A 22118-nucleotide genomic window follows, 5' to 3' on the forward strand; every position below is an offset into this window, starting at 1 on the left:
GCATGCGAGCCCGAATTGTGGACGGAGCATACACAAGCAAATGCCCGGACCAAACAGTCCAAGGTCATAAAACAGACGAAAGTTTGAGTCGCCTGCCCCAGTACAAAAGCGGCCAGACGAGCCCCGCCAACGCTTGCAGCCGGTGACCGACCGGTCGTCATCCGTGCTTCTTTCATCGGCTAATGCAAAGCTCGGTTTGCCCGGTGTGACGGCGCACCCTAGAATGCCCCGATGCGCGATGATCTCTCCCTTCTGCTGAACTCCCTCAACGATGCCCAACGCCAGGCCGTAGCTGCCCGCGTGGGTCGTCAGTTGGTCCTGGCCGGTGCTGGTTCCGGTAAAACCCGAGTGCTGGTGCACCGTATCGCCTGGTTGATCCAGGTCGAAAACGCCTCGCCCCACTCCATCCTGTCGGTGACCTTCACCAATAAGGCCGCTGCCGAGATGCGTCATCGCATCGAGCAGCTGATGGGTATCAGCCCGGCCGGCATGTGGGTGGGCACCTTCCACGGCCTGGCGCACCGCTTGCTGCGGGCGCACTGGCAGGAAGCCGGCCTGAGCCAGACTTTCCAGATTCTCGACAGCGACGACCAGCAACGACTGGTCAAGCGGGTGATCCGCGAGCTGGGCCTGGACGAGCAACGCTGGCCGGTCCGGCAGGCCCAGTGGTTCATCAACGGGCAGAAAGACGAAGGTCTGCGTCCGCAACACATTCAAGCCAGCGGCGATCTGTTTCTGGCAACCATGCGCAGCATTTATGAAGCCTATGAGGCTGCGTGCCTGCGCGCTGGCGTGATCGACTTCTCCGAATTGCTGCTGCGCGCCCTCGATCTGTGGCGCGATCATCCGGGCCTGCTGGCGCACTATCAGAAGCGCTTCCGGCACATTTTGGTAGACGAATTCCAGGACACCAACGCCGTGCAGTACGCCTGGTTGCGACTGCTGGCCAAGGGCGGCGACAGCCTGATGGTGGTCGGCGACGACGATCAGTCGATCTACGGCTGGCGTGGCGCGAAAATCGAGAACATTTATCAGTATTCCGACGACTTTCCGGATGCCCAGATCATTCGTCTGGAGCAAAACTACCGCTCCACAGCCGGGATCCTCAAAGCCGCCAACGCCCTGATCGCCAACAATACCGGGCGCATGGGCAAAGAGTTGTGGACCGATGGCGGCGAAGGCGAAGCGATCAATCTGTACGCCGCCTTCAACGAGCATGACGAAGCACGCTACGTGGTTGAAACCATCGAAAGCGCGCTGAAAACCGGCTTGGCTCGTAGCGATATCGCGATTTTGTATCGCTCCAACGCCCAATCGCGCGTTTTGGAAGAAGCTTTGCTGCGTGAGCGCATTCCATACCGCATTTATGGCGGCCAGCGCTTCTTCGAACGGGCAGAAATCAAGAACGCCATGGCGTATCTGCGTTTGCTGGAAGGCCGTGGCAACGATGCGGCGCTGGAGCGGGTGATTAACGTTCCGGCCCGTGGCATCGGCGAAAAAACCGTCGAAGCGATCCGCGATCATGCGCGCCACAGCGATGTATCAATGTGGGAAGCCATGCGTCAGCTGGTGGCCAACAAGGGTCTGACCGGTCGCGCTGCCGGTGCTCTTGGCGCGTTTATCGAGCTGATCGAAGACCTCGCTGCCAAGTGCCTGGAAATGCCGTTGCACTTGATGACCCAAACGGTGATCGAGCAGTCGGGACTGATTGCCTACCACCAGGCGGAAAAAGGCGAGAAAGGCCAGGCCCGGGTGGAAAACCTTGAGGAACTGGTTAGCGCTGCGCGTAACTTCGAAAACCCGGAAGAGGATGAAGAGCAGTCGCCATTGGCGGCGTTCCTCGGTCACGCCTCGCTGGAGGCCGGAGACACCCAGGCCGACGAGCACGAAGACAGCATTCAGTTGATGACCCTGCACAGCGCCAAGGGCCTGGAATTCCCTTACGTGTTCCTGGTGGGCATGGAAGAAGGCCTGTTTCCGCACAAGATGAGCCTGGAAGAGCCCGGCCGTCTTGAAGAGGAACGCCGTCTGGCCTACGTCGGTATCACCCGGGCGATGCAGAATCTGGTGCTGACCTATGCAGAAACCCGACGCCTGTACGGCAGCGAGACCTACAACAAGGTGTCGCGTTTCGTACGTGAAGTGCCGAAAGGCCTGATCCAGGAAGTGCGCCTGTCCAACAGCGTCAGCCGTCCGTTCGGCGGTGGCCAGCAGCAGAGCTCCAGCAGCCTGTTTGGCGGCAGCGAGATCCCGGACACCGGGTTCAGCCTCGGCCAAGCGGTACGGCATTCGGTGTTTGGTGATGGCGTGATCCTGAATTTCGAAGGTGCCGGTGCTCAGGCTCGGGTGCAGGTGAACTTCGGTGAAGGCAGCAAGTGGCTGATGCTTGGATACGCGAAGCTGGAAGCGATCTAAAGCCCGCCAGTGATTCAATGTGGGAGCGAGCCTGCTCGCGAAGAACGATAATGCGGTGTTTCTGACAAACCGCGGTGCTGCCTTCGTCGGAACGCCGCCCGGAGCCGGCTCGCTCCCACAAGGTTTATCCGACCGGACACCCTTCCTACAGAACTTATCCACTCCTCCTACAGACCAAAGTTAACAGGCCTTATTGCGCTGACTGAAGCTGAACACAACCTGTCAGGCAAAAGCCCGAAACACTCTGCCGCTAGCCAGCAACACTTCAGCTGTGCAACATGGCGCGCGTGCCTTCCACAAATGGGAATTCCCTATATGAAACGTTTTCTTAGCATCGCCATGGCGTTGTGCATTGGCCTGACGATGAGCCTCGACGCCAATGCCGCCAAGCGCTTTGGTGGCGGCAAGAGCTCCGGCGCTGCGCCGACTCACCAGACCAGCCAAATGGCTCCTTCTTCTGCTGCAGGCGGCGCTGCTGCCACTGCGGGCGCGGCCGGTGCTGCTGGCGCCGCTACCAAGGCTAGCGGTGCTTCGCGCTGGCTCGGCCCTCTGGCCGGTATCGCTGCCGGTGGCCTGCTGGCCTCCATGTTCATGGGCGACGGCTTCCAGGGCATGCAAATCTTCGACATCCTGATCATGGCGGTCATCGCCTTCCTGGTCTTCCGCTTCATCGCCGCTCGTCGTCGCAAGCAGCAGGAGCACATGGCTCCAGCCGGCGCGCCGATGCAGCGAGAAGTGTTCGAACAGAAACCAACAGCCATGGGTTCGATCTTCGGCGGTTCGGCTGCACCGGTTGCCGCTCGTCCGGTGATCAACGCGCCAGCCTGGTTCAATGAAAACAACTTCATTGAAGCGGCCCGCAACCACTTCCAGTCCCTGCAGCAACACTGGGACGCCAACGAAATGGACAAGATCGCCGAGTTCGTGACTCCGCAACTGCTGGAGTTCCTCAAGCGCGAACGTGCCGACCTGGGCGACGGCTTCCAGTCGACCTACATCGATAACCTCCAGGTACAACTGGACGGCGTCGATGACCGTGCGGACAAGACCATCGCCACCCTGACCTTCAGCGGCGTGTCGAAGTCCTCGCGTTTCGACCAGGGCGAAGTGTTCAGCGAAAGCTGGAACATGGAACGTCCACAGGGCGAAAACCAGCCTTGGCTGGTGGCCGGTATCCGCCAGAACGGCTGATCACTTCCCGCGGTTCACCTGTTGTAATAAAACCCCGGCCTCGGCCGGGGTTTTCTATTTCGCGGTTGCATCTATAGCGAGCTACTGTATAAACCGCCCCAACTAAACCGCGCCATCAAGCAAGAGGATCCCGGACGTGGAAGAAATCATCGAACAACTGCGTGAAGCCAACGAACCGGTACCGGTCCCCTTGGAATTGCCTGACGAAGATCAGATTGTGGAAATCGAAGAACAACTGTTCATCGATATCCCGTTCGTCTTCAGAGAATTTTTGCTGACTGTCAGCGATGTGGTCTACGGCAGCCTGGAACCAGTGACCGTCACCGATCCGCAGTCCCACACCTACCTGCCGGACGTTGCCGCCAACGCCTGGGACGCTGGCGTCGATCGCAGCATGATTCCGATCTGCCAGGACGGTGACAATTACTACCTGGTAGAAGAAGACGGCACCGTGGTGCTGTGGCTGGCTGAAGAAGAGCTGATCGCCGAAGAAACCTGGGAATCGGTATGGCACTGGGCGCGGGACGTCTGGCTGGAAAGCTGAGCCGTCTGCCTGCTGTAATCAATGCCCGGCCGCATCCTTGTGATTGTCCAGCGTTTCCAGCAAGGCCACCTGCATCCGCGTATGCACGCGGATGAACCAGCGCCAGAGCAGCGCCGCGGCCGCGACCACGACGATCAGCACCAGCAACTTGTTGGTCGGCAGACTACTGGCCGACAAGGCTGCCAGCAGCAGGAAAATCACCAACAGCGAGAGGATCGGGATCACTTCGGCGATCACCCGACGCACTCGCTGTGTGTGGCGGCCGGCCATTTCCGGCTTCACGCCCATCTCTGCCAGCAGCATCGACAGCGCCTTGAGCTTGCGATAAGCGGCGATCAGGAACGGCAGTGACAACAGCAACGCCCCGCCCAAAATCAACGCTTTCTGCCCGCTCGAGTCGCTGATCCAGGCTTGCAGGTAAACGGACATGCGCTCGGCGAAGAACGCGCCCGAGAAAAAGATCGCAATCACCAACGCCAGATTCACCCCTACCTGCAACAGAATCCGCCGAATCATCGACGCCAACAGTGCGCCCTCGCCCTGAGGCTGAATACTCCGCAGCCATTCGCCATACATCCCCAGCACACGCCCCAGACGCTGCGGCATCACTGCAGCAAGCTTGATCGACAGCGGATCAGCCGCGCGAATCAGATACGGCGTCAACAGCGTGGTGATCACCGAGACGGCCACCGCCACCGGATAGAGAAAGTTGCTGGTGACCTGCAGCGTCATACCCAGCGCCGCGATGATGAAGGAGAATTCGCCAATCTGTGAAAGCCCCATCCCCACGCGCAGTGAGGTGCGTCCGTCATTGCCGGCGATAAAGGCACCGAGGCCACAGGACAACATCTTTCCCAGCACCACAGCCATGGTGATCACGGCGATCGGCCAGGCGTATTGCAGCAGGATCATCGGGTCGAGCATCAGGCCGATAGCGACGAAGAAAATGGCACTGAACAGGTCGCGAACCGGCTCGATCAACTGCTCGATTTTCAGCAATTGCCGCGACTCAGCCATGATCGCGCCAATCAGGAACGCGCCGAGGACCATGCTGTATTCAAGTTTGACCACCAGCAGGCAGAAGCCGAAACACAGGCCCAGCACGGTGATCAGCAGCATCTCGTTGCTGTCGAATTTCGCCACGTAGGCCAGCAGTCGGGGCACCAGCAGAATGCCTATAACCAGTGCGACAATCATGAAAAGTGATAGCTTGCCGACCGTGGAAAACACTTCGCCAGAGCTGACCGTGCCGCTGACCGCGATGCTCGACAGCAACGCGATGATGCCAATGCCTAGGATGTCCTCGACGATCAGCACGCCGAAGATCAGCTGCGCAAACCGCTCGTTCTTTATCTTCAGGTCGTTGAGCGCCTTGACGATGATGGTGGTCGAGGAAATTGCCAGGATCGCGCCGAGGAACAGCGAGTCCATGGTATTCCAGTCGAACCAGCGGCCGATTTCATAGCCGATCCAGATCATCAGGACGATTTCCAGGAAGGCCGCGATGAACGCCGTCGCACCGACCTTGAACAGCTTGCGCAGGCTGAACTCCAGGCCCAGGCAGAACATCAGGAAAATCACCCCGAGCTCGGCGAGGGTTTTGATGGTTGCTTCATCGTGGATCAGGCTGAACGGCGGCGTGTGCGGGCCGATGATGAAACCGGCGACGATGTAGCCGAGCACCACCGGCTGTTTGAGACGATGAAAGAGCACGGTCACCACACCCGCGATCAACATGATCACTGCCAGATCCTGAATGAAACTGATGGCGTGCATGGTGGGTGGCTCCTTGGGGTGGGCTTTTGAAGGGTAACATCGCGACTTCCGGCGGGAAGAGAGTGCAATATATGGAAACAGATAGATTCCGGCGTGACGGCGGCCCCCCGCTCGACGTCCCGATAACTGTTGGTTTGAAAAGCCAAGCACCCACAGAGGTGTAACCCCGAATCCTGCCTTGAACCCGTGAGTACGTTATGGAACCCGGAAACGCCCAGCTGTCGATGACGGTATTGATGACCCCCGACATGGCCAACTTCTCTGGCAATGTCCACGGTGGCACCCTGCTCAAATACCTCGATGAAGTGGCCTACGCCTGCGCCAGCCGCTATGCCGGCCGCTATGTGGTGACCCTGTCGGTGGATCAGGTGATTTTCCGCGAGCCGATTCACGTCGGCGAACTGGTGACCTTTCTGGCGTCGGTCAACTACACCGGCAACACCTCGATGGAGGTGGGCATCAAAGTCGTGACCGAGAACATCCGCGAGCGCTCGGTGCGTCACACCAACAGCTGTTTCTTCACCATGGTCGCGGTGGATGACCAGCGCAAACCAGCCGCAGTCCCACCGCTGCAACCGCAGAACAGTGAAGACAAGCGTCGGTACATGCAGGCCCAGCAGCGTCGGCAGATTCGTCAGGAGCTGGAAAAGCGTTATCAGGACATCAAGGGCGACGCCTGACGCGTTCGATTTTTAGATCGCTTTCGCGGGCAAGCCTCGCTCCTACAGGTTCGGGTCGTACACATAATGTGTGATCAACCGGAACCTGTAGGAGCGAGGCTTGCCCGCGAAGCTTTTAAAGACTGATCGCTGTCGCCTCGAACCGCACCCGAGGATGGGCGATCCGGTCCTGCGCTCGCACCAGTTCCAGCTCATAGCTGGCGCAGGCCTGGGTTTCCAGCATCACTTCATGCACCGCCGCCGCAGTGAATTCGAAGGCACTCACCAGATTGTCACCCTGCAGCACACGCGCCAGGAACAACCCGGCAGTCAGATCGCCAACGCCCACTGGCTGACGCGGAAACGCCAGCAGCGGCCGACGCAGGTGCCAGCTGCCTTCAGCGGTCACCAGTAACATCTCAAAGCCATCCGCCAGTTTGCCGGGATAGTCCAGATGCTTGACCAGCACCGCCTTCGGACCGCGCGCCAGCAGCGCCCGCGCCATGGCCAGGCAATCGAACAAAGACTGCGCCTTGCGCCCCGAGAAGCTGTTGAGCTCCAACTGGTTCGGGCACATGAAGTCGGCCACCGCTGCCGCCTCTTCCAACAGAAAATCGCTGACTTCGGCTGGAACGGTACAGCCCTTCTCCGGATGGCCCATTACCGGGTCGCAGAGGTACAGTGCTTTGGGATTGATCGATTTGATTCGTTCCACGCCCGCGAGAATCGCCCGGCCCTGGGCCGCGCTACCGAGGTAGCCAGACAATACGGCATCGCAATTACCCAACTCTCCAATCGCGGCGATTCCTTCCACCAGTTCCGGAATCTGATGCGGGGCCAGCACTTCTCCGGCCCACTGGCCATATTGCGTGTGGTTGGAGAATTGCACGGTATTGAGCGGCCACACGTTCACCCCGACCCGCTGCATCGGGAAAACCGCGGCGCTGTTGCCGGCGTGGCCGAACACCACGTGGGACTGGATGGCGAGCACATGGGGCGTACGTTTCATGCGGTGAGTTTTCCGTCAAACGATTGAAATTCAAGCCGCGCAGTATGCGACTAAACGCAGCCTGTACGACAGACCGGCGACGCAGTTAAGCTGGCACTATCTTGTTGGAGCACCCTGTTGATGCTGACCCTCGGAAATATCCTCGTGCTGATGCTGCTCGCCACTGGTGGCGCGTGGTTGTGGCACAACCATGGCTTGCGCGAACGTGCGCTGGAGCGGGTTATGCAGCATTGCGCCAAGCTGCGGATCGAGCTGCTGGACGGCAACGTAGCCTTGAAGAAGATCGCCTTCATTAAAGACGCCAATGGCCGTCGGCGCCTGGCCCGTGTGTATAACTTCGAATTCACCGTGACCGGCGAGACCCGCCACACCGGCACCATCACCCAGTTCGGCGCCCATAGCGCACAGATCGAGCTCGCGCCTTACCCGATGCCGTTCGATGACACACCGCCGGTAGTCGATATCGCAAAGCCCAGAGCCGAGGTGATTGAACTGAGCCAGTGGCGGCAAGAACACACTAAGTGGCGTCCATAAATCAAAAGATCGCAGCCTTCGGCAGCGCCCACAGGCGCGTAGGAGCTGCCGAAGGCTGCGATCTTTTGATCTTCAACCCGACCGGCAGCCGGCCAGATCTCTTTGCAGCGATTCAACCGCCTGCGCCTCACTGAAAATCAACTCAATACGCGAATCCCGACGCCATTCACTGATCTGCCAATTCAATAACGAATTATCCAGCGCATTCGCCGACACCCACCCCTTGACGCTGTGGATAACCAGCTTCGCCCGCCACCATTCAAGGCGCTCAAGCCATTTCCCGATCAATACGGCATCGAATATCTGACTCGGATGCCACCGCCATCCAACGCTCCAGCCACCCTCTTGCGCCTGACTCAAGCAAATCGGCAGCGTGGGGTCAGTCCAGATGGCTGGCATCTGCGCCAATCCCTTGGGCACGACAAAGTTATCCACACCCGCGACAGCCTGAGCCCCCAACCCCGGTAACTCGCTCAACGGCAAGACGGCTTGCTGCGTCCAGTACAATGGACGCATCGGCAACTGTGCGGCGATTCGTTGGCGATCACTGTCGTCGAGGCCTTCTGCCTTGTTCAGCAACAGCAACCCGGCACTGTCCAACGCCTGCTGTTGCGCCTCAGGCAACGGTTTTCCGGCCGCAAGCGCCTGGGCATCCAGCACCAACACGCACTGCTGCACCGCCAGGACGCCTTGCCACGGGGCCTCATTCAATTGCCTGAGTAACTGCGCCGGATGCCCCAGCCCGGAGGGCTCGATGAACAGTCGATCCGGTCGTGCCTTGCGCAGCAACCGCCCGAGACCGATCTGAAACGGTGCACCATTGATGCAACACAAACAGCCCCCGGCCACTTCCCCCAGTGCGATACCATCGGCGTCCTGGGTCAACAGCGCGGCATCCAGACCGATCTGGCCGAACTCGTTGATCAGCACCGCCCAGCGCTCACCAACGGGCCGTTGCGCCAGCAGGTGCTTGATCAGGCTGGTCTTGCCGGCCCCCAGCGGGCCAGCAATGACGTGGGTTGGAATGTTCTGCAACATGGTCGAGGTTTTCTGAGGAGGTAAAGGATGCGGTTGATGGGATGTTCGTTGCTTCTGGCGCTCACGTCGGGCGAAGCGCTGGCTCAGGCCTGCGTGGTGCACAGCACGGCTGAGCGGCTCGACGTGAAGGTTTGCCAGCAAAACCGCAGCATCCCGGAAAAACTGTTCGCCGACGGATTCTGCCAGCCGAATCTGCCCGGGCAGAAAGTCGAGGTGCAGTACGTCGACCAATGCCCTACCGGCGGGTTTGGAGTGTGCAGCAACGCTCAAGTCGCCAATATGCCTTACCGGCAGGATATTCACTATTACGGCGTGCCCACCGACGCGGCGTATTTAAAGCCGTTTTGCGAAACCCAGAGCCAGGGAACCTGGCTCAAGCCTTGAGCGGCTAGCTCAGCCAGTCGAGGGTCAGGATCAAACGACGCTCGCCCGGCGCCGGCTGCGGCGAGCGGTGGATCAAACCGAAGCCTTCGTTGCCGTGCCACTTCTCTCCTTTAAGCAGCGCCACTTCGCCGCTGGTGATTTGCTGGATCAGCGAATCGTCCTGCGGTTCGGGGTCAGGTTTGCCTAATTGCCGGCGATCCATCGCCCCTTCTTTCAGCCATTGGCTGCCGATACCTGCGTAGGTGGTGATCAACCGCACCGGCACATGATCGACATGGAAACGCGGGCACATGGCTGTGTCCAGAACCCGCAGGCGCAGGCCGATACGCCGGGCGCCCAACAAGCAGGCGAAAGCGCTGACCAGCCAGGAAACGTCAGCGATAAAGCCTTCGTAGCCTTCAAGGTCGCTGAAACCTGAGGCTAAACCGTGGAGATTGGGTTCGGCGTCATCATTGGGCATTTCCAGGGACAGCGACTCGGCTAGCGGCTCGTTCAGGGACAACAACAAACGACCGAAATCGACAATGTGCGCCGGGAGTTGGCGTTGCCAGAGGGCGAGGTTCACGCCGTCGTCCAGAATCCCGGTCAGCGCTTTTGGCGTATCACCTTGAACCTGGCTAATGACCGGTCGCAGCTTCAGACTAGGCGCCAACATCAGGCGGCCGCCTCTTCGTGCCAAGGACCGAACGGATCGGGCAGTAACTGCCAGCCCTCGACACCCAAGGCCATTTCAGCATCCGTCAGCAGGCAGTTATCGAGTTCGACGGCGAGTTGCGCGAAGTCGATATTCTGGCCGATGAACACCAGTTCCTGGCGGCAATCACCGGTGGCTGCCGTCCAGTTTTCCATGATCCCGGCGGTGCTCTCTTCGTCTTGCGGCCACTGGTTTTTCGGCACGAAACGCCACCAGCGTCCGGCAAAACCGTGACGCATCAAGCCGCCAGCCTGGGACCAGCTACCAGCGTCCCGGTGTTTGCTGGCCAACCAGAAAAAGCCTTTGGAACGCAACAATTTGCCGTTCACCCACGGACGGTCGATGAAGCTGAAGAAGCGTTGCGGATGAAACGGGCGCCGCGCGCGATAAGCCGTGGAGGCGATGCCGTATTCCTCGGTTTCCGGCACGTGCTCACCGCGCAACTCCTGCAACCATCCCGGCGCCTGAGCGGCTTTTTCGAAGTCGAAGCGCCCGGTGTTGAGGACTTTCTTGAGCGGCACTTCGCCCATGACCATCGGAATGATTTCAGCCTGGGAATTGAGCCGTTCGAGGATAGCGATCAACTCTTGGCGCTCGCTACTGCTGATTAAATCGATCTTGCTGATCAGGATCACGTCGGCGAATTCGATCTGCTCGATCAACAGGTCGGTGATCGAGCGTTCGTCCTCCTCCCCTAACGTTTCCCCACGAGAAGCGAGGCTTTCGGCGGCCTGATAGTCGAGCAGGAAGTTCATGCCGTCGACCACGGTGACCATCGTGTCGAGCCGCGCGATGTCCGCCAGACTCTGCCCTTCTTCATCGCGAAACGTGAAGGTTTCCGCCACGGGCAGCGGCTCGGAGATCCCCGTGGATTCGATCAACAGGTAATCGAAACGACCGTCCTTGGCGAGTTTACTGACTTCTTCGAGCAAGTCTTCGCGCAAGGTGCAGCAGATGCAGCCGTTACTCATTTCCACGAGTTTTTCTTCGGCACGGTTCAGGCTCACATCGCGCTGAACTTCAGTGCCATCAATATTGATCTCACTCATGTCATTGACGATCACCGCGACCCGCAAATTTTCGCGATTACGTAGTACGTAATTAAGAAGTGTACTTTTTCCGGCGCCGAGAAAGCCCGACAGGACGGTCACGGGGAGACGATTGGGCATCAGGTATTCCTCATCAGGATGTGGCCGGTCAAATCGCCCGTTGATGGCGTTCGCGCAGCTCTTCACGTTCTTTGGCTTCAATACACAGAGTGGCGGTGGGCCGCAGCAGCAGGCGCTTGAGGCCGATCGGCTCACCGGTTTCGCGACACCAGCCGTACTCGCCGCGAGCCAGGTGTTCGAGGGCTTCGTCGATCTTGTCCAGCAGCTTCTTTTCCCTCTCCAGCAGGCGCAGTTGCCACTGGCGCTGTTCTTCGGCGCTGCCGATGTCGGCGGGATCGCTGTGGGGTTCCTGCTCGCGCAACGCGTCGAACTCGCCGGCAATGCGCTCCTGCAGCTCGCTGCGCTGAGCCAGTAGCAGGTCGCGAAAGAAGCCTTGCTGGGCGTCGTTCATGTAATCGGCGGCGGGTTGAGCGAGGAGTTCTTGTTCAGTCATGGCGATGGATCATCAGAGCGGGTGTATTTCATGTTATAGTATAACAATGCAAATAAGCCACTCCCCTCTTGCTCGCGACAAAGCGCACGATGCTTTAGCCCGTCTGCCCCCTTGAGAAATGCCATGGGAAACGCCCTGAAATTCTCGCTATTGAGCCTTTCGTTGCTGATGGCGGTCGGTGCCTGGGGACAAGTCCCGAGCCTGGCCAACTGCACTCGCAGCGCCAATCTGCTGGCCTGCGTGGATGCCGACGGCAATGCCTATAGCGTTAACACCGTCGGCAGCACGATCTATCTGCGCGGCTTCGAAGTGGCCGGCAAACGCTATTGGGCGCAAACCAACAGCCGCTACGGGCAACTGACGTTCTTCACAGGCATCGCGTCCGATGGCGAAGCCTGGGTCGGCTACAACCGCCGGGTTGGCTGGACAACCATCAATCGGTTTTCCAGCTCCGGCGGCAGCAGCGGCAAGTTCACGTGCAGCCGGCTGACCGGCTGCTAGGCCTGCGCCTTTTTCTGTTCCGGCTGCCAGGCGATGTAGCTGTTCATCGGTGGGTTCTTCTGAAAATAGCTGTGCATGGTGAAAGCCCGCCCACGAAAAAGGCATCGTCGATTTGACTGTTATAATGTAACATGCCAAATCAACTCCCACGATGGACCTGCTCATGAATGCGCTGACTCTGCCGGATATCGCCGCGCAGGCCTCACGCCAAGCCCTGCCACTCGATTGGGTGGGCATGTGCGGCATTGCTCTTCCTGTTTTATTCGATGGCCAGCGACTGAGTGCCAAGGTCGACGCTGGCGTTAGCCTCGACGATGGAGAGGCGCGCGGCATCCATATGTCGCGGCTGTATTTGTCGCTGGAAATGCTTGAGCAGGAAAACCTTTCACCGGCGTTGTTACGGCGAGTCTTGCAGAATTTTCTCGAGACCCATGAAGGACTTTCCCACAACGCTTACCTAAAAATTCACACCGAACTATTGCTCAAAAGACCCGCACTCATTAGTCCACTAGCCGGTTGGAAAACTTATCCGGTGAGCATCGAAGCGAGTTTGAAAAACGCGATGTTCCACGTGGAACTAAAAATCGACGTTCCTTATTCCTCAACCTGCCCGTGCTCAGCAGCGCTTTCGCGGCAGTTGATTCAGCAACAATTCGTTGATGACTTTGCCAATCAGGCATTGCAACACGCTGACGTTCTGGCTTGGCTCGGCTCTACGAAAGGCATCGTCGCCACGCCGCATAGCCAACGCAGCAATGCGCAATTGCAGCTGCGTCTGGACGACTACCTGGATGACCTGCCGCTGATCGCCGCGATCAACGATGCGGAAGCAGCCTTGGGCACCGCGGTGCAAACCGCCGTGAAACGCGCCGACGAACAAGCCTTCGCCCTCGCCAACGGCCAGAACTTGATGTTCTGCGAAGACGCCGCCCGACGCTTGAATTTGGCCCTGAAACGTTCCCCGGGCATCAACGCCTTTCACGTGCGAGTCGTTCACGCAGAAAGTCTTCACGCCCACGACGCTGTCGCTGAAAGTCGCTGGAATTGGGAGGCCGCATGATCCAATGCCAAGCCATGCGCTGGGGCGCTCCCGGTCAACCACTCACTCCGCCGATGGACTTCCAGTTACCCAAAGCAAGTCTGACCGCTGTCATCGGTGCCAACGGTTCGGGTAAGAGCAGCCTGCTAAAAGTCATCGCCGGTCTGCAAAAGCCACTGACCGGAAAAGTCATCATTGATGTTCCACGCAAAGGCGGCCTTTCGTTCCTCCCTCAGCAACAACACCTGGACCGGCAATTCCCCATCAGTCTGCAAGAGTTGGTGGCCGCCGGCTTCTGGGGTAGCAAGCAAACTCCGGAAATTCGCAGCCAGCGCCTCAAGTCTGCGCTGGAAGACTGGTGCCTGACCGGCCTGGAACATCGCCCATTGATGGCCCTCTCCGGGGGTGAATTGCAGCGTGCCCTACTCGCCCGGTTGAGTCTCGCCGAAGCTCCCTTGTTATTGCTCGACGAACCCCACGCCGCACTCGACGAACTCGGCCAGGCGCTGCTCTGGAAACACATCCACGCTTGGCATGCGGAAGGCCGAACCCTGGTCGTTGTGTGTCATGACCTGGCCGCCGTGCGCCAACACATCCCACAAGCCCTATTGATCAAAAGCAGCGGCTGCGCCCTCGGCCTCAGTACCGATCTGATTCGCCAACAACCCCAGACGCAGGTGGCTTGATGATCGCTGCCGCTCAGCTTTGGCAACCGTTCCACGAATTCGTATTCATGCGCCGGGCGTTGCTTGGTGGGCTCGTTCTGGCGTGCAGCACCGCTCCGCTTGGGGTGTTTCTGATCCTGCGGCGCATGAGCCTGATCGGCGACGCGGTGGCTCACGGCATCTTGCCGGGCGCCGCATTGGGCTTCTGGTTTGCCGGGTTGAGTCTGCCCGCGTTGACCATCGGTGGCCTCGGCGCCGGCCTGAGCATGGCCGGACTGGCCGCGTGGATCACCCGCCGCACCGGCCTGCGAGAGGACGCGAGCCTGGCCGCGATCTACCCAATATCGCTGGCCAGCGGCGTGCTGATCCTCGGCATCGCCGGCAAGCGTCTGGACTTGTTGCACCTGTTGTTTGGCTCGGCGCTCGCGGTCGATGGGCCGACTTTGACCGGCATGATTTGGGTCTCGGGCTTCAGCCTGATCGCCATGGCCCTTATCTACAAACCCCTGTTGCTGGACACCCTCGATCCACTCTTTCTGCAAACCGTCAGCCGCCTCGGGCCATTGGCTCATGGGGTATTTCTGACCCTGGTGGTGCTGAATCTGGTGATCGGTTTCCAGGCCATCGGCGCCCTGATGGTGGTTGGTTTGATGATGTTGCCGGCCGCCGCTTCTCGCTTCTGGAGTCGTCGCTTGCCGGTACTGATCGCCATCGCCGCGCTGCTCGGCTGCCTCTCGGTCTGGTTCGGCTTGTTGCTGTCGTTTTATTACTCACTGCCCAGCGGCCCGGCGATCGTGCTGGTGGCTGGCGCTTTGTATCTGCTGTCCGTGGTGTTCGGTCCGGTGCACGGTTTGCTGCGCCGCCCGCCTTTGCTCACATCCCAATGAGGTGTTGCCCGATGCGCGCTTTACTCGTGCTGTTCAGTTTGATGCTGTCGATGTCGTTGTCTGCCACGGAAAAACTCCAGGTAGTCACCAGCTTCAGCATCCTCGCCGACATGACCCATCAGGTCGGCGGCGACCATATTCAAATCACCAACATGGTCGGCCCGGACGCCGATGCCCATACCTACGAGCCGACCCCGGACGATGCCAAGGCATTGCTCAAGGCCAAACTGATCATCAAGAACGGGCTAGGTTTCGAGCCATGGCTGGACCGCCTGGTGACCAGCACCGATACCAAAGCTGCGGTCATCAGTGCCAGCCACGGTGTCATTCCACGCTCGCTGGATGAAGATGGCGAAACCATTCCCGACCCACACGCCTGGCACAATCTGGCGAACACCGAGCTGTACATCAGCAACATCACCAAAGCGCTGATCGCCGCCGACCCTGCGAACAAAGCCGACTACGAACACAACAGCCAGGCCTACCTGAAAAAGATCTACGCCTTGCTCGCCGAGGCCAAAGCCAAGCTCGGTTCTTTGCCGCCGGGTAATCGCAAAATCGTGACATCCCATGACGCCTTCGGCTATCTCGGTCAGGCTTACGGCATCGACTTCATGGCGCCACAAGGGCTGTCCACCGAGCTCGAACCTTCGGCCGCCGAAGTCGCTGCGCTGATCACGCAGATCCGTCAGGCCAAGGTCAAAGCGGTGTTCATGGAAAACATCAAGGACGCGCGTCTGCTCAAGCAAATCGCCGATGAAAGCGGCGCGCATATCGGCGGCACGCTGTACTCCGATGCCCTTGCGGCGACCGGCCCGGCCAGCACGTTCGCCGGGTTGTTCGAATGTAACCTCAACACCTTGTACGAGGCGTTGAGCAAGCCATGATCCGCAAGAATCCTTCGGGTGATCTGCCGTCGATTGCGGAGTCCGCGTACGTGGATAAAACCGCCATCATCTGCGGCAAAGTGGTGATTGGCGAGAACGTGTTCGTCGGTCCTTACGCGGTGATTCGCGCCGATGAAGTGGATGACTCAGGCGAGATGGAGCCAATCACCATCGGCGCCAATTCGAACATTCAGGACGGCGTGGTGATCCACTCCAAGTCCGGCGCGGCGGTGACCATCGGCGAGTTCAGCTCCATCGCCCACCGCTCCATCGTGCATGGCCCCTGCACCGTCGGTAACCGAGTGTTCATCGGGTTCAACAGCGTGCTGTTCAACTGCGCGGTGGGCGACGGTTGCGTGGTGCGGCACAACTCGGTGGTCGACGGTCGTGACTTGCCTGAAGACTTCTACGTGCCCTCCACCACACGCATCGGCCCCAATACCGACCTGTCGCAGTTCCCACCGGTGAGCGTCAGCGCCTCGGAGTTTTCCGAAGACGTGGCGCGCACCAACGTCGATCTGGTGCGGGGCTACAAAGCCCTGCAGAACGAGTTCTGACCCATGAGCAGCGTGCTGATTCGCAATGCCCGGCTGGTCAACGAAGGTCGTGAGTTCGACGGTGATTTGCTGGTAAGCCACGGTCGTATCGTCAAGATCGCCAGCAGTATCGAAGGTGAAACGGCTGCCGTGGAAATCGACGCCGACGGCCAATGGCTGCTGCCGGGCATGATCGATGACCAGGTGCATTTCCGCGATCCCGGAGCGCCGGACAAAGGTAGTTTCCATACCGAATCGAGGGCAGCTGTAGCCGGCGGCATCACCAGTTTCATGGACATGCCCAACACTTCCCCGGCCACCCTGACCCTCGCCGCGCTGGCCGACAAGAAGCGTCGAGCGGCGACCGACTCAGTGGCCAATTACGGTTTTCATTTCGGCGTGAGTAACGACAATCTCGACACGGTTGCCGCGCTCAATCCTTGCGAGGTGGCCGGGGTCAAAGTGTTCATGGGCGCCTCCACCGGCAACATGCTGGTGGACGATCCACGAATTCTCGAGCGGCTCTTCGCCGAGGTGCCGACGATTTTGTTGGCCCACTGCGAACACACACCCAGCATCGAAGCCAACGCCGCGAACCTGCGAGAACTGTTCGGCGAGCACCTTTCGCCCGCCGCTCACCCGCTGATCCGCAACGCCGACGCGTGCTTTCGCTCCTCCTCAATGGCCGTTGATCTGGCCAGGCAACACGGCACCCGACTGCACGTTTTACACTTGACCACTGCCCGTGAGCTGGCGCTGTTCGAAGACCAGCCGCTGGCGCAAAAACGCATCACCGCCGAGGTCTGTCTGCACCACTTGCTGTTCGACGATCGCGACTACCCGAGCCTTGGCAACCTGATCAAGTGCAACCCGGCGATCAAGACCCAGGCCGACCGCGACGCCTTGCGCAAAGCATTGTTGAGCAATCGACTGGACGTGATCGGTAGCGATCACGCGCCTCACACCTGGGCCGAGAAACAGCGACCCTACAGCCAGGCGCCGTCCGGTTTGCCGTTGGTGCAACACGCCCTGCCCGCGCTGCTGGAACTGGTGGCCGATGAAGTTTTGCCGATCACCACCCTCGTGGCCAAGACCAGCCACCGGGTCGCCGATCTGTTTGCCATCCCCGACCGCGGCTACCTGCGTGAAGGCTACTGGGCAGACCTGGTGTTGATCAAACCCGAGCCCGACGGCCTTGCCGTTTCCCGGCAACCGATCCTCTCGCAATGCGGCTGGACGCCCTTCACCCACCATCGTTTTCGCCACAGCGTCAGTACCACGGTCGTGTCGGGGCAAATTGCCTGGCACGACCAACGTCTTAATGACAGCTGCCAGGGTTTAGCCCTACGGTTTATGCGCTAGCGCGCGTTATCGAAAACATTCGAGAACACCGATCATGATCCACATCACCCTGCCCGATGGTTCATTGCGTGAGTACGATCAGCCGCTGTCTGTGTATGAAGTCGCTGCAAGTATCAGTCTCGGGTTGGCCAACGCGGCGGTGGCCGGTCGGGTCGACGGCGTGTTGGTGGACTGTGGATTCCTGATCGAGGGCGATGCCCGGGTCAGTATCGTCACGCCCCAGGAACCCGATGGCCTGGAGATCCTTCGCCGTTCCTGCACGCTGATGCTGGCCATGGCCGTCAAACAGCTCCATCCGAATGCACAGTTGCGAGCCGGATCGTCACTGGGTGATGGTTTCTTTTATGAGTTTGCTTTCCAGCGCTCTTTAACCCTGGCCGAGCTGCCCCTGATTGAAGCGCGCATGCGTGCACTGGCGGCGACCAACCATTCGATCCGCCAGGAAACAGCTCCCCAGGGGACGTCAACCGAACGGTTATCGCTGTATCGCTTGGGGGATTTTGAAAGTTTTGCCACAGGCCCGCATGTTCCCACCACCAAGGTGTTGCAGGCCTTCGCGCTGGATCATATTGGCGGCACCTCTGAGCAACGGATCTACGGCACGTGCTGGTCCAGCCAACAGGAGCTGGACACCTGGCGAGCGCCGCCGCAGGTGATGGTCGTGAACATTGATGAACGTCAGAGCGCTTATGCGCACTCGGTGACCCAGGCACTGCGCCGCCGCGAACTGAGGGCCAACTCGGATCTGCGTAACGAGAAAATCAGCCACAAGATTCGCCAGCACAGCCAGAAAGTGCCGTATCTGTTGGTGGTGGGAGAGAAGGAAAAGCACGGTGGATTTGTCAGCATGCGCAGCGGCAGCGGAGAGGACTTCGGGGAGAAAGGGATTGAGGCGGTGTGTGAGTTGTTGAATCCGTCCAAGACTGGAGGTGCCTGAGCGGACGCCATCGCGGGCAAGCCCGCTCCCACAAAGGAAATGTATTCCCTGTGGGAGCGAGGCTTGCCCGCGAAGCTTTTAAGCTCTGGGTTTAACAGTCCCGCAATCCTGGCCCAACCACACAGCGCGAGTATCGAGGCTACCCTTCTGCTGAATGCCGGTAGCGTTGAAGGTGCCGTTGACCTTGGTGGTGAACTCACGATCACTGAGGAATGTGGCAACACCCGCACCTTGCGCTTTCGGACAGCTGAAACGGAATTTCCACTGGTTACCGGTACGCTCGGTGATTTCCTGCTTGCAGCCCGATTGTGGGTCCGTCAGTGGAATGTTGTCGGTCTTCACCTGCTCAGGCGTCAGGCACGCCCGAATCCCTTTGCCGCCCATGGTGATGCCCTGCTTCTCCAGCTGCGCACGCTGTTCAGGGGTCATCTGGCTCTGTATCTGGCCGAGGATCAGTTGCAGATCGGGCAGGTTCTGGTCATCGACCTTCATGTTGCTTGAAGTCATTTCCCACAAGCCCGGCTGCAACATCTGCGCCTGAGCAGCCACAGGAAGTGTCAAACCAAACGCAATGGCCAAACCCAGCAGACGAACGTTCATCGAGTAACTCCTGATCATTAGTGGCCGTTAGACGTCAGCCACGGGCTTCGGTTCATGGGCCAATTAAATAGCGACATTCTGCCCGGAACATGGTCTGTTAAGCATTGAATCTTCAGGAGCAAGGCTGCCCCATGGATTATTTTGGACCGCATGTTTTCGGTTACCTCATCGCTCTGCTGCACGCGCTGGGCTCGATTGCCGCCATCCATGCCGTATTGACCGTTCGGACCGCCCAAGGCTCGATCGCCTGGGCTCTGTCACTGCTGTTCATTCCCTACCTCACACTTATTCCTTATCTGGTCTTCGGCCGTAGCACCTTCGATGGCTACATCAAGGCCCGACGGCAAGCCAACGAGGAAATGCGCAAGGCCATCTCTGAGCTGAACTGGCGCCCCTGGGTAGAAGAGGCACTGGCAGCGCGTGCCTCCAGCGCCTACGCGTCTTTGAGGGCCATGCCAAAACTGGGACGCATGCCGTGTCTGGCCAATAACGAAGTGCGCTTGCTGATCGATGGCCAAGCCACCTTCGATGCGATTTTCGACGCCATCAGCAACGCCCGGCAAGCGGTATTGATCCAGTTCTTCATCATCCACGATGACCGCCTCGGCCAACGCCTGCACACCTTGCTGACGAAGAAAGCTGCAGAGGGCGTGGCGATTTACTTGCTCTACGACCGCATCGGCAGCCACTCCCTGCCCCACGGTTATGTGCAACCGTTGCGAGATGCCGGTATCGAGGTCAAAGCCTTCGCCACCCGCAGTGGCTGGCTCAACCGCTTTCAGGTCAATTTCCGCAACCACCGCAAGATCGTCGTGGTCGACGGGATTGTCGGTTTTGTCGGCGGGCTCAACGTCGGCGACGAATACATGGGCGAGAAACCACCCCTGGCGCCATGGCGTGACACCCACGTGCAAGTACGCGGGCCGGTGGTGGCCTGCATGCAGGAGTCCTTTGCCGAAGACTGGTTCTGGGCAGCCCGTGCGCTTCCACCCTTGATACTGCCGGAGGTTTATCCGGATGATGGCGTGCTCTGCCAATTGCTGGCCACCGGCCCGGCGGATTCCTACGAAACCTGTTCGCTATTCTTCGTCGAAGCCATCCATGCGGCGACGGAACGGGTGTGGATCACCACCCCTTACTTCATCCCCGACGAAGCGGTCTTCGCCGCGTTACGACTGGCCGTATTGCGTGGTGTGGATGTACGGATTCTGTTGCCATCGCGAGCGGATCACCGGATCGTTTACGCCGCTTCGAGCCTTTACGCCTTCGAAGCGGTACGTGCCGGCGTGCGCTTGTTCCGATACCAGCCGGGGTTCATGCATCAGAAAGTGGTGCTGATCGACAACGAAATCAGCGCCATTGGCAGCGCCAACATGGACAACCGTTCGTTCCGGCTGAATTTCGAAGTGATGTTATTAACGGTCGACAGCGTATTTGCCGCCGAAGTGGAACAGATGCTCAGCGATGACTTCGCCCAGGCTCACGAAATCGCCAAAGAAGAAAGCCGGGAGACTCACCGCCTGCAACAGATCGGCATGCGGATCGCTCGGCTTATTTCACCGATCCTTTAAGGGTTGTAAATGTCGTCGCGGGTCCAGGGCAGTTCATGGCTGCCATCGGGATGGGCTTTCACCGCGAGGATTTGATGCAGGTTGATCCAGCCTCTGGCGAAGGCATAAGCGCATCCCGCCAGGTACAACCGCCAGATGCGTAGAGCCTGTTCTGGCACCAGTTTGCCGGCAGCCTCCAGATTGTCCTCCAGGCGTTCGCTCCAGTGGTCCAGAGTTCGCGCGTAATGCAGGCGCAGACTCTCGACATCGACGATCTCCAGCCCCGCTTCGCTGATCTCGGCCGAGATCATCGCCAAGTGCGGCAGCTCGCCGTTGGGGAACACATACTTCTCGATGAATTCACCGGCGCCGCGCCCAACCGGCCGGCCGTCGGTGTGCTTGGCGGTGATCCCATGGTTCATCACCAGACCGCCCTCTTTCACCGCACCGAACAAGATTTTGCAGTACTCGGCCAGATTGGCGTGGCCGACGTGTTCGAACATGCCCACGCTGACCACCTTGTCGAAGCGCCCGTCCTGCGGCAAATCGCGGTAGTCGAGCAGCTGCAGTTCGATCTGATCCTCCAGGCCTTCGGCTTTCACCCGTTCGCGGGCCAGCGCCAATTGCTCTTTACTCAGCGTGATTCCAAACACTTTTGCGCCGAACTCTCGAGCCGCATACCGCGCCAAACCGCCCCATCCGCAACCGACATCCAGCAGATATTCGCCTGGCTGCAACCGCAGCTTGCGGCACAGGTGGCGAAACTTGGCTTGTTGGGCTTGCTCGAGGGTTTCACTGCCGGTCTCGAAGTAGGCACAGGAATACGCCATGTCGCTGTCGAGCCACAGTTGGTAGAACGCGTTGGAGAGGTCGTAGTGGTAGGAAATGGCTTTGGCGTCGGTTTCCTTGTCGTGAACCGCGCGTACCGGTTGCGCAGCTTCGTCTTCGTTGAGCAGCGCCTGACTCCATTCATCGGCGAGACGAATCACGTCGCTGATGGAGCCTTCCAGCTCCAGTTTGCCTTCGACAAACGCCACCCCCAGCGCATGGAGGCTGGGATGGGTGAACTGGGAAACCATGTGGGGGTCCTTGACCACAATGGTGACGCTGGGCGTCGGCCCCAGATTGAACTCATGGCCGTCCCAGAGACGCAAGCGAAGCGGCAAATGCAGATTCTGTAAGGCCGGTGGAAGTTGCGCGAGCATGAAAAGCCCCCCGTTTTCAGACGACAATCTGAGGGTAGACCATCCTTGAAAAATAGCAGGCTATCGAATTAATAGCCTTTTTCTATTCCCGGTATTGCTTCCA

23 protein-coding genes are annotated in these 22118 nt (G+C 59.4%); 15 read left to right on the forward strand and 8 right to left on the reverse strand.

The window, feature by feature from the left end; all coding sequences use genetic code 11:
• The first annotated feature begins 231 nt into the window (after positions 1–231).
• From uvrD to ACYZT2_RS00810, 3 genes are all read left to right on the forward strand, one after another.
• On the forward strand, positions 232–2415 hold the full coding sequence (gene uvrD, locus ACYZT2_RS00800) for a DNA helicase II (RefSeq protein ID WP_461969308.1): 2184 nt from the start codon (positions 232–234) through the stop codon (positions 2413–2415).
• Positions 2416–2730: 315 nt separating this feature from the next.
• Positions 2731–3606 carry a Tim44 domain-containing protein gene (locus tag ACYZT2_RS00805; protein WP_461969310.1) on the forward strand — a complete coding sequence of 292 codons (876 nt, stop codon included), beginning with the start codon at positions 2731–2733 and terminating at the stop codon, positions 3604–3606.
• A gap of 136 nt (positions 3607–3742) precedes the next feature.
• Positions 3743–4150 carry an SMI1/KNR4 family protein gene (locus tag ACYZT2_RS00810; protein ID WP_008007803.1) on the forward strand — a complete coding sequence of 136 codons (408 nt, stop codon included), beginning with the start codon at positions 3743–3745 and terminating at the stop codon, positions 4148–4150.
• Between the two features lie 18 nt (positions 4151–4168).
• Here ACYZT2_RS00810 and ACYZT2_RS00815 read toward each other — a convergent pair whose 3' ends face one another.
• Positions 4169–5926, reverse strand: a complete 1758-nt coding sequence (locus ACYZT2_RS00815) for a cation:proton antiporter (RefSeq protein ID WP_461969312.1) — start codon at positions 5924–5926, stop codon at positions 4169–4171.
• Positions 5927–6123: 197 nt separating this feature from the next.
• Here ACYZT2_RS00815 and ACYZT2_RS00820 point away from each other — a divergent pair, with 197 nt between their 5' ends.
• Positions 6124–6606, forward strand: coding sequence for an acyl-CoA thioesterase (locus ACYZT2_RS00820; protein ID WP_007896533.1), 483 nt, complete (start codon positions 6124–6126; stop codon positions 6604–6606).
• 115 nt (positions 6607–6721) lie between these two features.
• Here the strand turns inward: ACYZT2_RS00820 and pdxY are convergent, their stop codons facing one another.
• Positions 6722–7594, reverse strand: a complete 873-nt coding sequence (gene pdxY / locus ACYZT2_RS00825; protein ID WP_461969314.1) for a pyridoxal kinase PdxY — start codon at positions 7592–7594, stop codon at positions 6722–6724.
• Between the two features lie 120 nt (positions 7595–7714).
• Between pdxY and ACYZT2_RS00830 the strand changes: the two genes are divergently transcribed.
• Positions 7715–8128: a DUF3301 domain-containing protein gene (locus ACYZT2_RS00830; protein ID WP_095052328.1), complete on the forward strand. Its 414-nt coding sequence runs from the start codon at positions 7715–7717 to the stop codon at positions 8126–8128.
• 72 nt (positions 8129–8200) lie between these two features.
• Here the strand turns inward: ACYZT2_RS00830 and ACYZT2_RS00835 are convergent, their stop codons facing one another.
• Positions 8201–9166: a CobW family GTP-binding protein gene (locus tag ACYZT2_RS00835; protein ID WP_461969317.1), complete on the reverse strand. Its 966-nt coding sequence runs from the start codon at positions 9164–9166 to the stop codon at positions 8201–8203.
• Between the two features lie 27 nt (positions 9167–9193).
• On the opposite strand from ACYZT2_RS00835, the gene ACYZT2_RS00840 reads away from it, so the two are divergent.
• Positions 9194–9550, forward strand: a complete 357-nt coding sequence (locus tag ACYZT2_RS00840) for an NADH:ubiquinone oxidoreductase (RefSeq protein WP_461969319.1) — start codon at positions 9194–9196, stop codon at positions 9548–9550.
• A gap of 4 nt (positions 9551–9554) precedes the next feature.
• Here the strand turns inward: ACYZT2_RS00840 and ACYZT2_RS00845 are convergent, their stop codons facing one another.
• From ACYZT2_RS00845 to dksA, 3 genes are read right to left on the reverse strand one after another with little or no spacing between them, the layout of a single operon-like run.
• Positions 9555–10205: a DUF1826 domain-containing protein gene (locus ACYZT2_RS00845; RefSeq protein ID WP_461969321.1), complete on the reverse strand. Its 651-nt coding sequence runs from the start codon at positions 10203–10205 to the stop codon at positions 9555–9557.
• Positions 10205–11413, reverse strand: a complete 1209-nt coding sequence (gene zigA / locus ACYZT2_RS00850; protein WP_461969323.1) for a zinc metallochaperone GTPase ZigA — start codon at positions 11411–11413, stop codon at positions 10205–10207. The genes ACYZT2_RS00845 and zigA overlap by 1 nt, the downstream gene beginning before the upstream one ends.
• A 28-nt stretch (positions 11414–11441) precedes the next feature.
• Positions 11442–11846: an RNA polymerase-binding protein DksA gene (gene dksA, locus ACYZT2_RS00855; RefSeq protein ID WP_448094337.1), complete on the reverse strand. Its 405-nt coding sequence runs from the start codon at positions 11844–11846 to the stop codon at positions 11442–11444.
• 123 nt (positions 11847–11969) lie between these two features.
• On the opposite strand from dksA, the gene ACYZT2_RS00860 reads away from it, so the two are divergent.
• From ACYZT2_RS00860 to ACYZT2_RS00895, 8 genes are all read left to right on the forward strand, one after another.
• Positions 11970–12347 (forward strand): glutamine synthetase, encoded by a 378-nt coding sequence (locus tag ACYZT2_RS00860; RefSeq protein ID WP_461969325.1) that lies wholly within the window; start codon positions 11970–11972, stop codon positions 12345–12347.
• 163 nt (positions 12348–12510) lie between these two features.
• Positions 12511–13407, forward strand: a complete 897-nt coding sequence (gene folE2, locus ACYZT2_RS00865; protein WP_461969327.1) for a GTP cyclohydrolase FolE2 — start codon at positions 12511–12513, stop codon at positions 13405–13407.
• Positions 13404–14072, forward strand: coding sequence for a metal ABC transporter ATP-binding protein (locus ACYZT2_RS00870; RefSeq protein WP_461969329.1), 669 nt, complete (start codon positions 13404–13406; stop codon positions 14070–14072). The genes folE2 and ACYZT2_RS00870 overlap by 4 nt, the downstream gene beginning before the upstream one ends.
• Positions 14072–14938: a metal ABC transporter permease gene (locus ACYZT2_RS00875; RefSeq protein WP_305447561.1), complete on the forward strand. Its 867-nt coding sequence runs from the start codon at positions 14072–14074 to the stop codon at positions 14936–14938. The genes ACYZT2_RS00870 and ACYZT2_RS00875 overlap by 1 nt, the downstream gene beginning before the upstream one ends.
• Before the next feature lie 11 nt (positions 14939–14949).
• Positions 14950–15825: a metal ABC transporter substrate-binding protein gene (locus ACYZT2_RS00880; protein WP_461969332.1), complete on the forward strand. Its 876-nt coding sequence runs from the start codon at positions 14950–14952 to the stop codon at positions 15823–15825.
• Positions 15822–16382: a gamma carbonic anhydrase family protein gene (locus tag ACYZT2_RS00885; protein WP_030132513.1), complete on the forward strand. Its 561-nt coding sequence runs from the start codon at positions 15822–15824 to the stop codon at positions 16380–16382. Before ACYZT2_RS00880 ends, ACYZT2_RS00885 begins: the two co-directional genes overlap by 4 nt.
• Before the next feature lie 3 nt (positions 16383–16385).
• Positions 16386–17723 (forward strand): dihydroorotase, encoded by a 1338-nt coding sequence (locus tag ACYZT2_RS00890; RefSeq protein ID WP_461969334.1) that lies wholly within the window; start codon positions 16386–16388, stop codon positions 17721–17723.
• 34 nt (positions 17724–17757) lie between these two features.
• Positions 17758–18660: a His/Gly/Thr/Pro-type tRNA ligase C-terminal domain-containing protein gene (locus tag ACYZT2_RS00895; RefSeq protein WP_461969336.1), complete on the forward strand. Its 903-nt coding sequence runs from the start codon at positions 17758–17760 to the stop codon at positions 18658–18660.
• Positions 18661–18738: 78 nt separating this feature from the next.
• Here ACYZT2_RS00895 and ACYZT2_RS00900 read toward each other — a convergent pair whose 3' ends face one another.
• Entirely contained in the window at positions 18739–19260 is a 522-nt protein-coding gene (locus ACYZT2_RS00900) for a DUF3617 domain-containing protein (RefSeq protein WP_461969338.1), read from the reverse strand.
• 131 nt (positions 19261–19391) lie between these two features.
• Here ACYZT2_RS00900 and cls point away from each other — a divergent pair, with 131 nt between their 5' ends.
• Positions 19392–20831: a cardiolipin synthase gene (gene cls, locus ACYZT2_RS00905; RefSeq protein WP_461969340.1), complete on the forward strand. Its 1440-nt coding sequence runs from the start codon at positions 19392–19394 to the stop codon at positions 20829–20831.
• Here cls and cfaB read toward each other — a convergent pair.
• Positions 20828–22015 (reverse strand): C17 cyclopropane fatty acid synthase CfaB, encoded by a 1188-nt coding sequence (gene cfaB / locus ACYZT2_RS00910; protein WP_461969342.1) that lies wholly within the window; start codon positions 22013–22015, stop codon positions 20828–20830. The two genes, cls and cfaB, sit on opposite strands and share 4 nt — an antisense overlap.
• Positions 22016–22118 lie beyond the last annotated feature (103 nt).

Source organism: Pseudomonas sp. MDT1-85, from assembly GCF_054898065.1.

What these genes read in the sequence shown, in the direction of transcription:
- ACYZT2_RS00845 (WP_461969321.1), bottom strand. Translation starts at nt 10,205, where the DNA reads ATGTTGGCGCCTAGTCTGAAGCTGCGACCGGTCATTAGCCAGGTTCAA.
- folE2 (WP_461969327.1), top strand. Translation starts at nt 12,511, where the DNA reads ATGAATGCGCTGACTCTGCCGGATATCGCCGCGCAGGCCTCACGCCAA.
- ACYZT2_RS00805 (WP_461969310.1), top strand. Translation starts at nt 2,731, where the DNA reads ATGAAACGTTTTCTTAGCATCGCCATGGCGTTGTGCATTGGCCTGACG.
- ACYZT2_RS00880 (WP_461969332.1), top strand. Translation starts at nt 14,950, where the DNA reads ATGCGCGCTTTACTCGTGCTGTTCAGTTTGATGCTGTCGATGTCGTTG.
- ACYZT2_RS00820 (WP_007896533.1), top strand. Translation starts at nt 6,124, where the DNA reads ATGGAACCCGGAAACGCCCAGCTGTCGATGACGGTATTGATGACCCCC.
- ACYZT2_RS00815 (WP_461969312.1), bottom strand. Translation starts at nt 5,926, where the DNA reads ATGCACGCCATCAGTTTCATTCAGGATCTGGCAGTGATCATGTTGATC.
- ACYZT2_RS00860 (WP_461969325.1), top strand. Translation starts at nt 11,970, where the DNA reads ATGGGAAACGCCCTGAAATTCTCGCTATTGAGCCTTTCGTTGCTGATG.
- cls (WP_461969340.1), top strand. Translation starts at nt 19,392, where the DNA reads ATGGATTATTTTGGACCGCATGTTTTCGGTTACCTCATCGCTCTGCTG.
- ACYZT2_RS00830 (WP_095052328.1), top strand. Translation starts at nt 7,715, where the DNA reads ATGCTGACCCTCGGAAATATCCTCGTGCTGATGCTGCTCGCCACTGGT.
- ACYZT2_RS00895 (WP_461969336.1), top strand. Translation starts at nt 17,758, where the DNA reads ATGATCCACATCACCCTGCCCGATGGTTCATTGCGTGAGTACGATCAG.
- ACYZT2_RS00875 (WP_305447561.1), top strand. Translation starts at nt 14,072, where the DNA reads ATGATCGCTGCCGCTCAGCTTTGGCAACCGTTCCACGAATTCGTATTC.
- dksA (WP_448094337.1), bottom strand. Translation starts at nt 11,846, where the DNA reads ATGACTGAACAAGAACTCCTCGCTCAACCCGCCGCCGATTACATGAAC.
- zigA (WP_461969323.1), bottom strand. Translation starts at nt 11,413, where the DNA reads ATGCCCAATCGTCTCCCCGTGACCGTCCTGTCGGGCTTTCTCGGCGCC.
- ACYZT2_RS00835 (WP_461969317.1), bottom strand. Translation starts at nt 9,166, where the DNA reads ATGTTGCAGAACATTCCAACCCACGTCATTGCTGGCCCGCTGGGGGCC.
- ACYZT2_RS00890 (WP_461969334.1), top strand. Translation starts at nt 16,386, where the DNA reads ATGAGCAGCGTGCTGATTCGCAATGCCCGGCTGGTCAACGAAGGTCGT.
- uvrD (WP_461969308.1), top strand. Translation starts at nt 232, where the DNA reads ATGCGCGATGATCTCTCCCTTCTGCTGAACTCCCTCAACGATGCCCAA.
- ACYZT2_RS00870 (WP_461969329.1), top strand. Translation starts at nt 13,404, where the DNA reads ATGATCCAATGCCAAGCCATGCGCTGGGGCGCTCCCGGTCAACCACTC.
- ACYZT2_RS00900 (WP_461969338.1), bottom strand. Translation starts at nt 19,260, where the DNA reads ATGAACGTTCGTCTGCTGGGTTTGGCCATTGCGTTTGGTTTGACACTT.
- ACYZT2_RS00840 (WP_461969319.1), top strand. Translation starts at nt 9,194, where the DNA reads ATGCGGTTGATGGGATGTTCGTTGCTTCTGGCGCTCACGTCGGGCGAA.
- cfaB (WP_461969342.1), bottom strand. Translation starts at nt 22,015, where the DNA reads ATGCTCGCGCAACTTCCACCGGCCTTACAGAATCTGCATTTGCCGCTT.
- pdxY (WP_461969314.1), bottom strand. Translation starts at nt 7,594, where the DNA reads ATGAAACGTACGCCCCATGTGCTCGCCATCCAGTCCCACGTGGTGTTC.
- ACYZT2_RS00885 (WP_030132513.1), top strand. Translation starts at nt 15,822, where the DNA reads ATGATCCGCAAGAATCCTTCGGGTGATCTGCCGTCGATTGCGGAGTCC.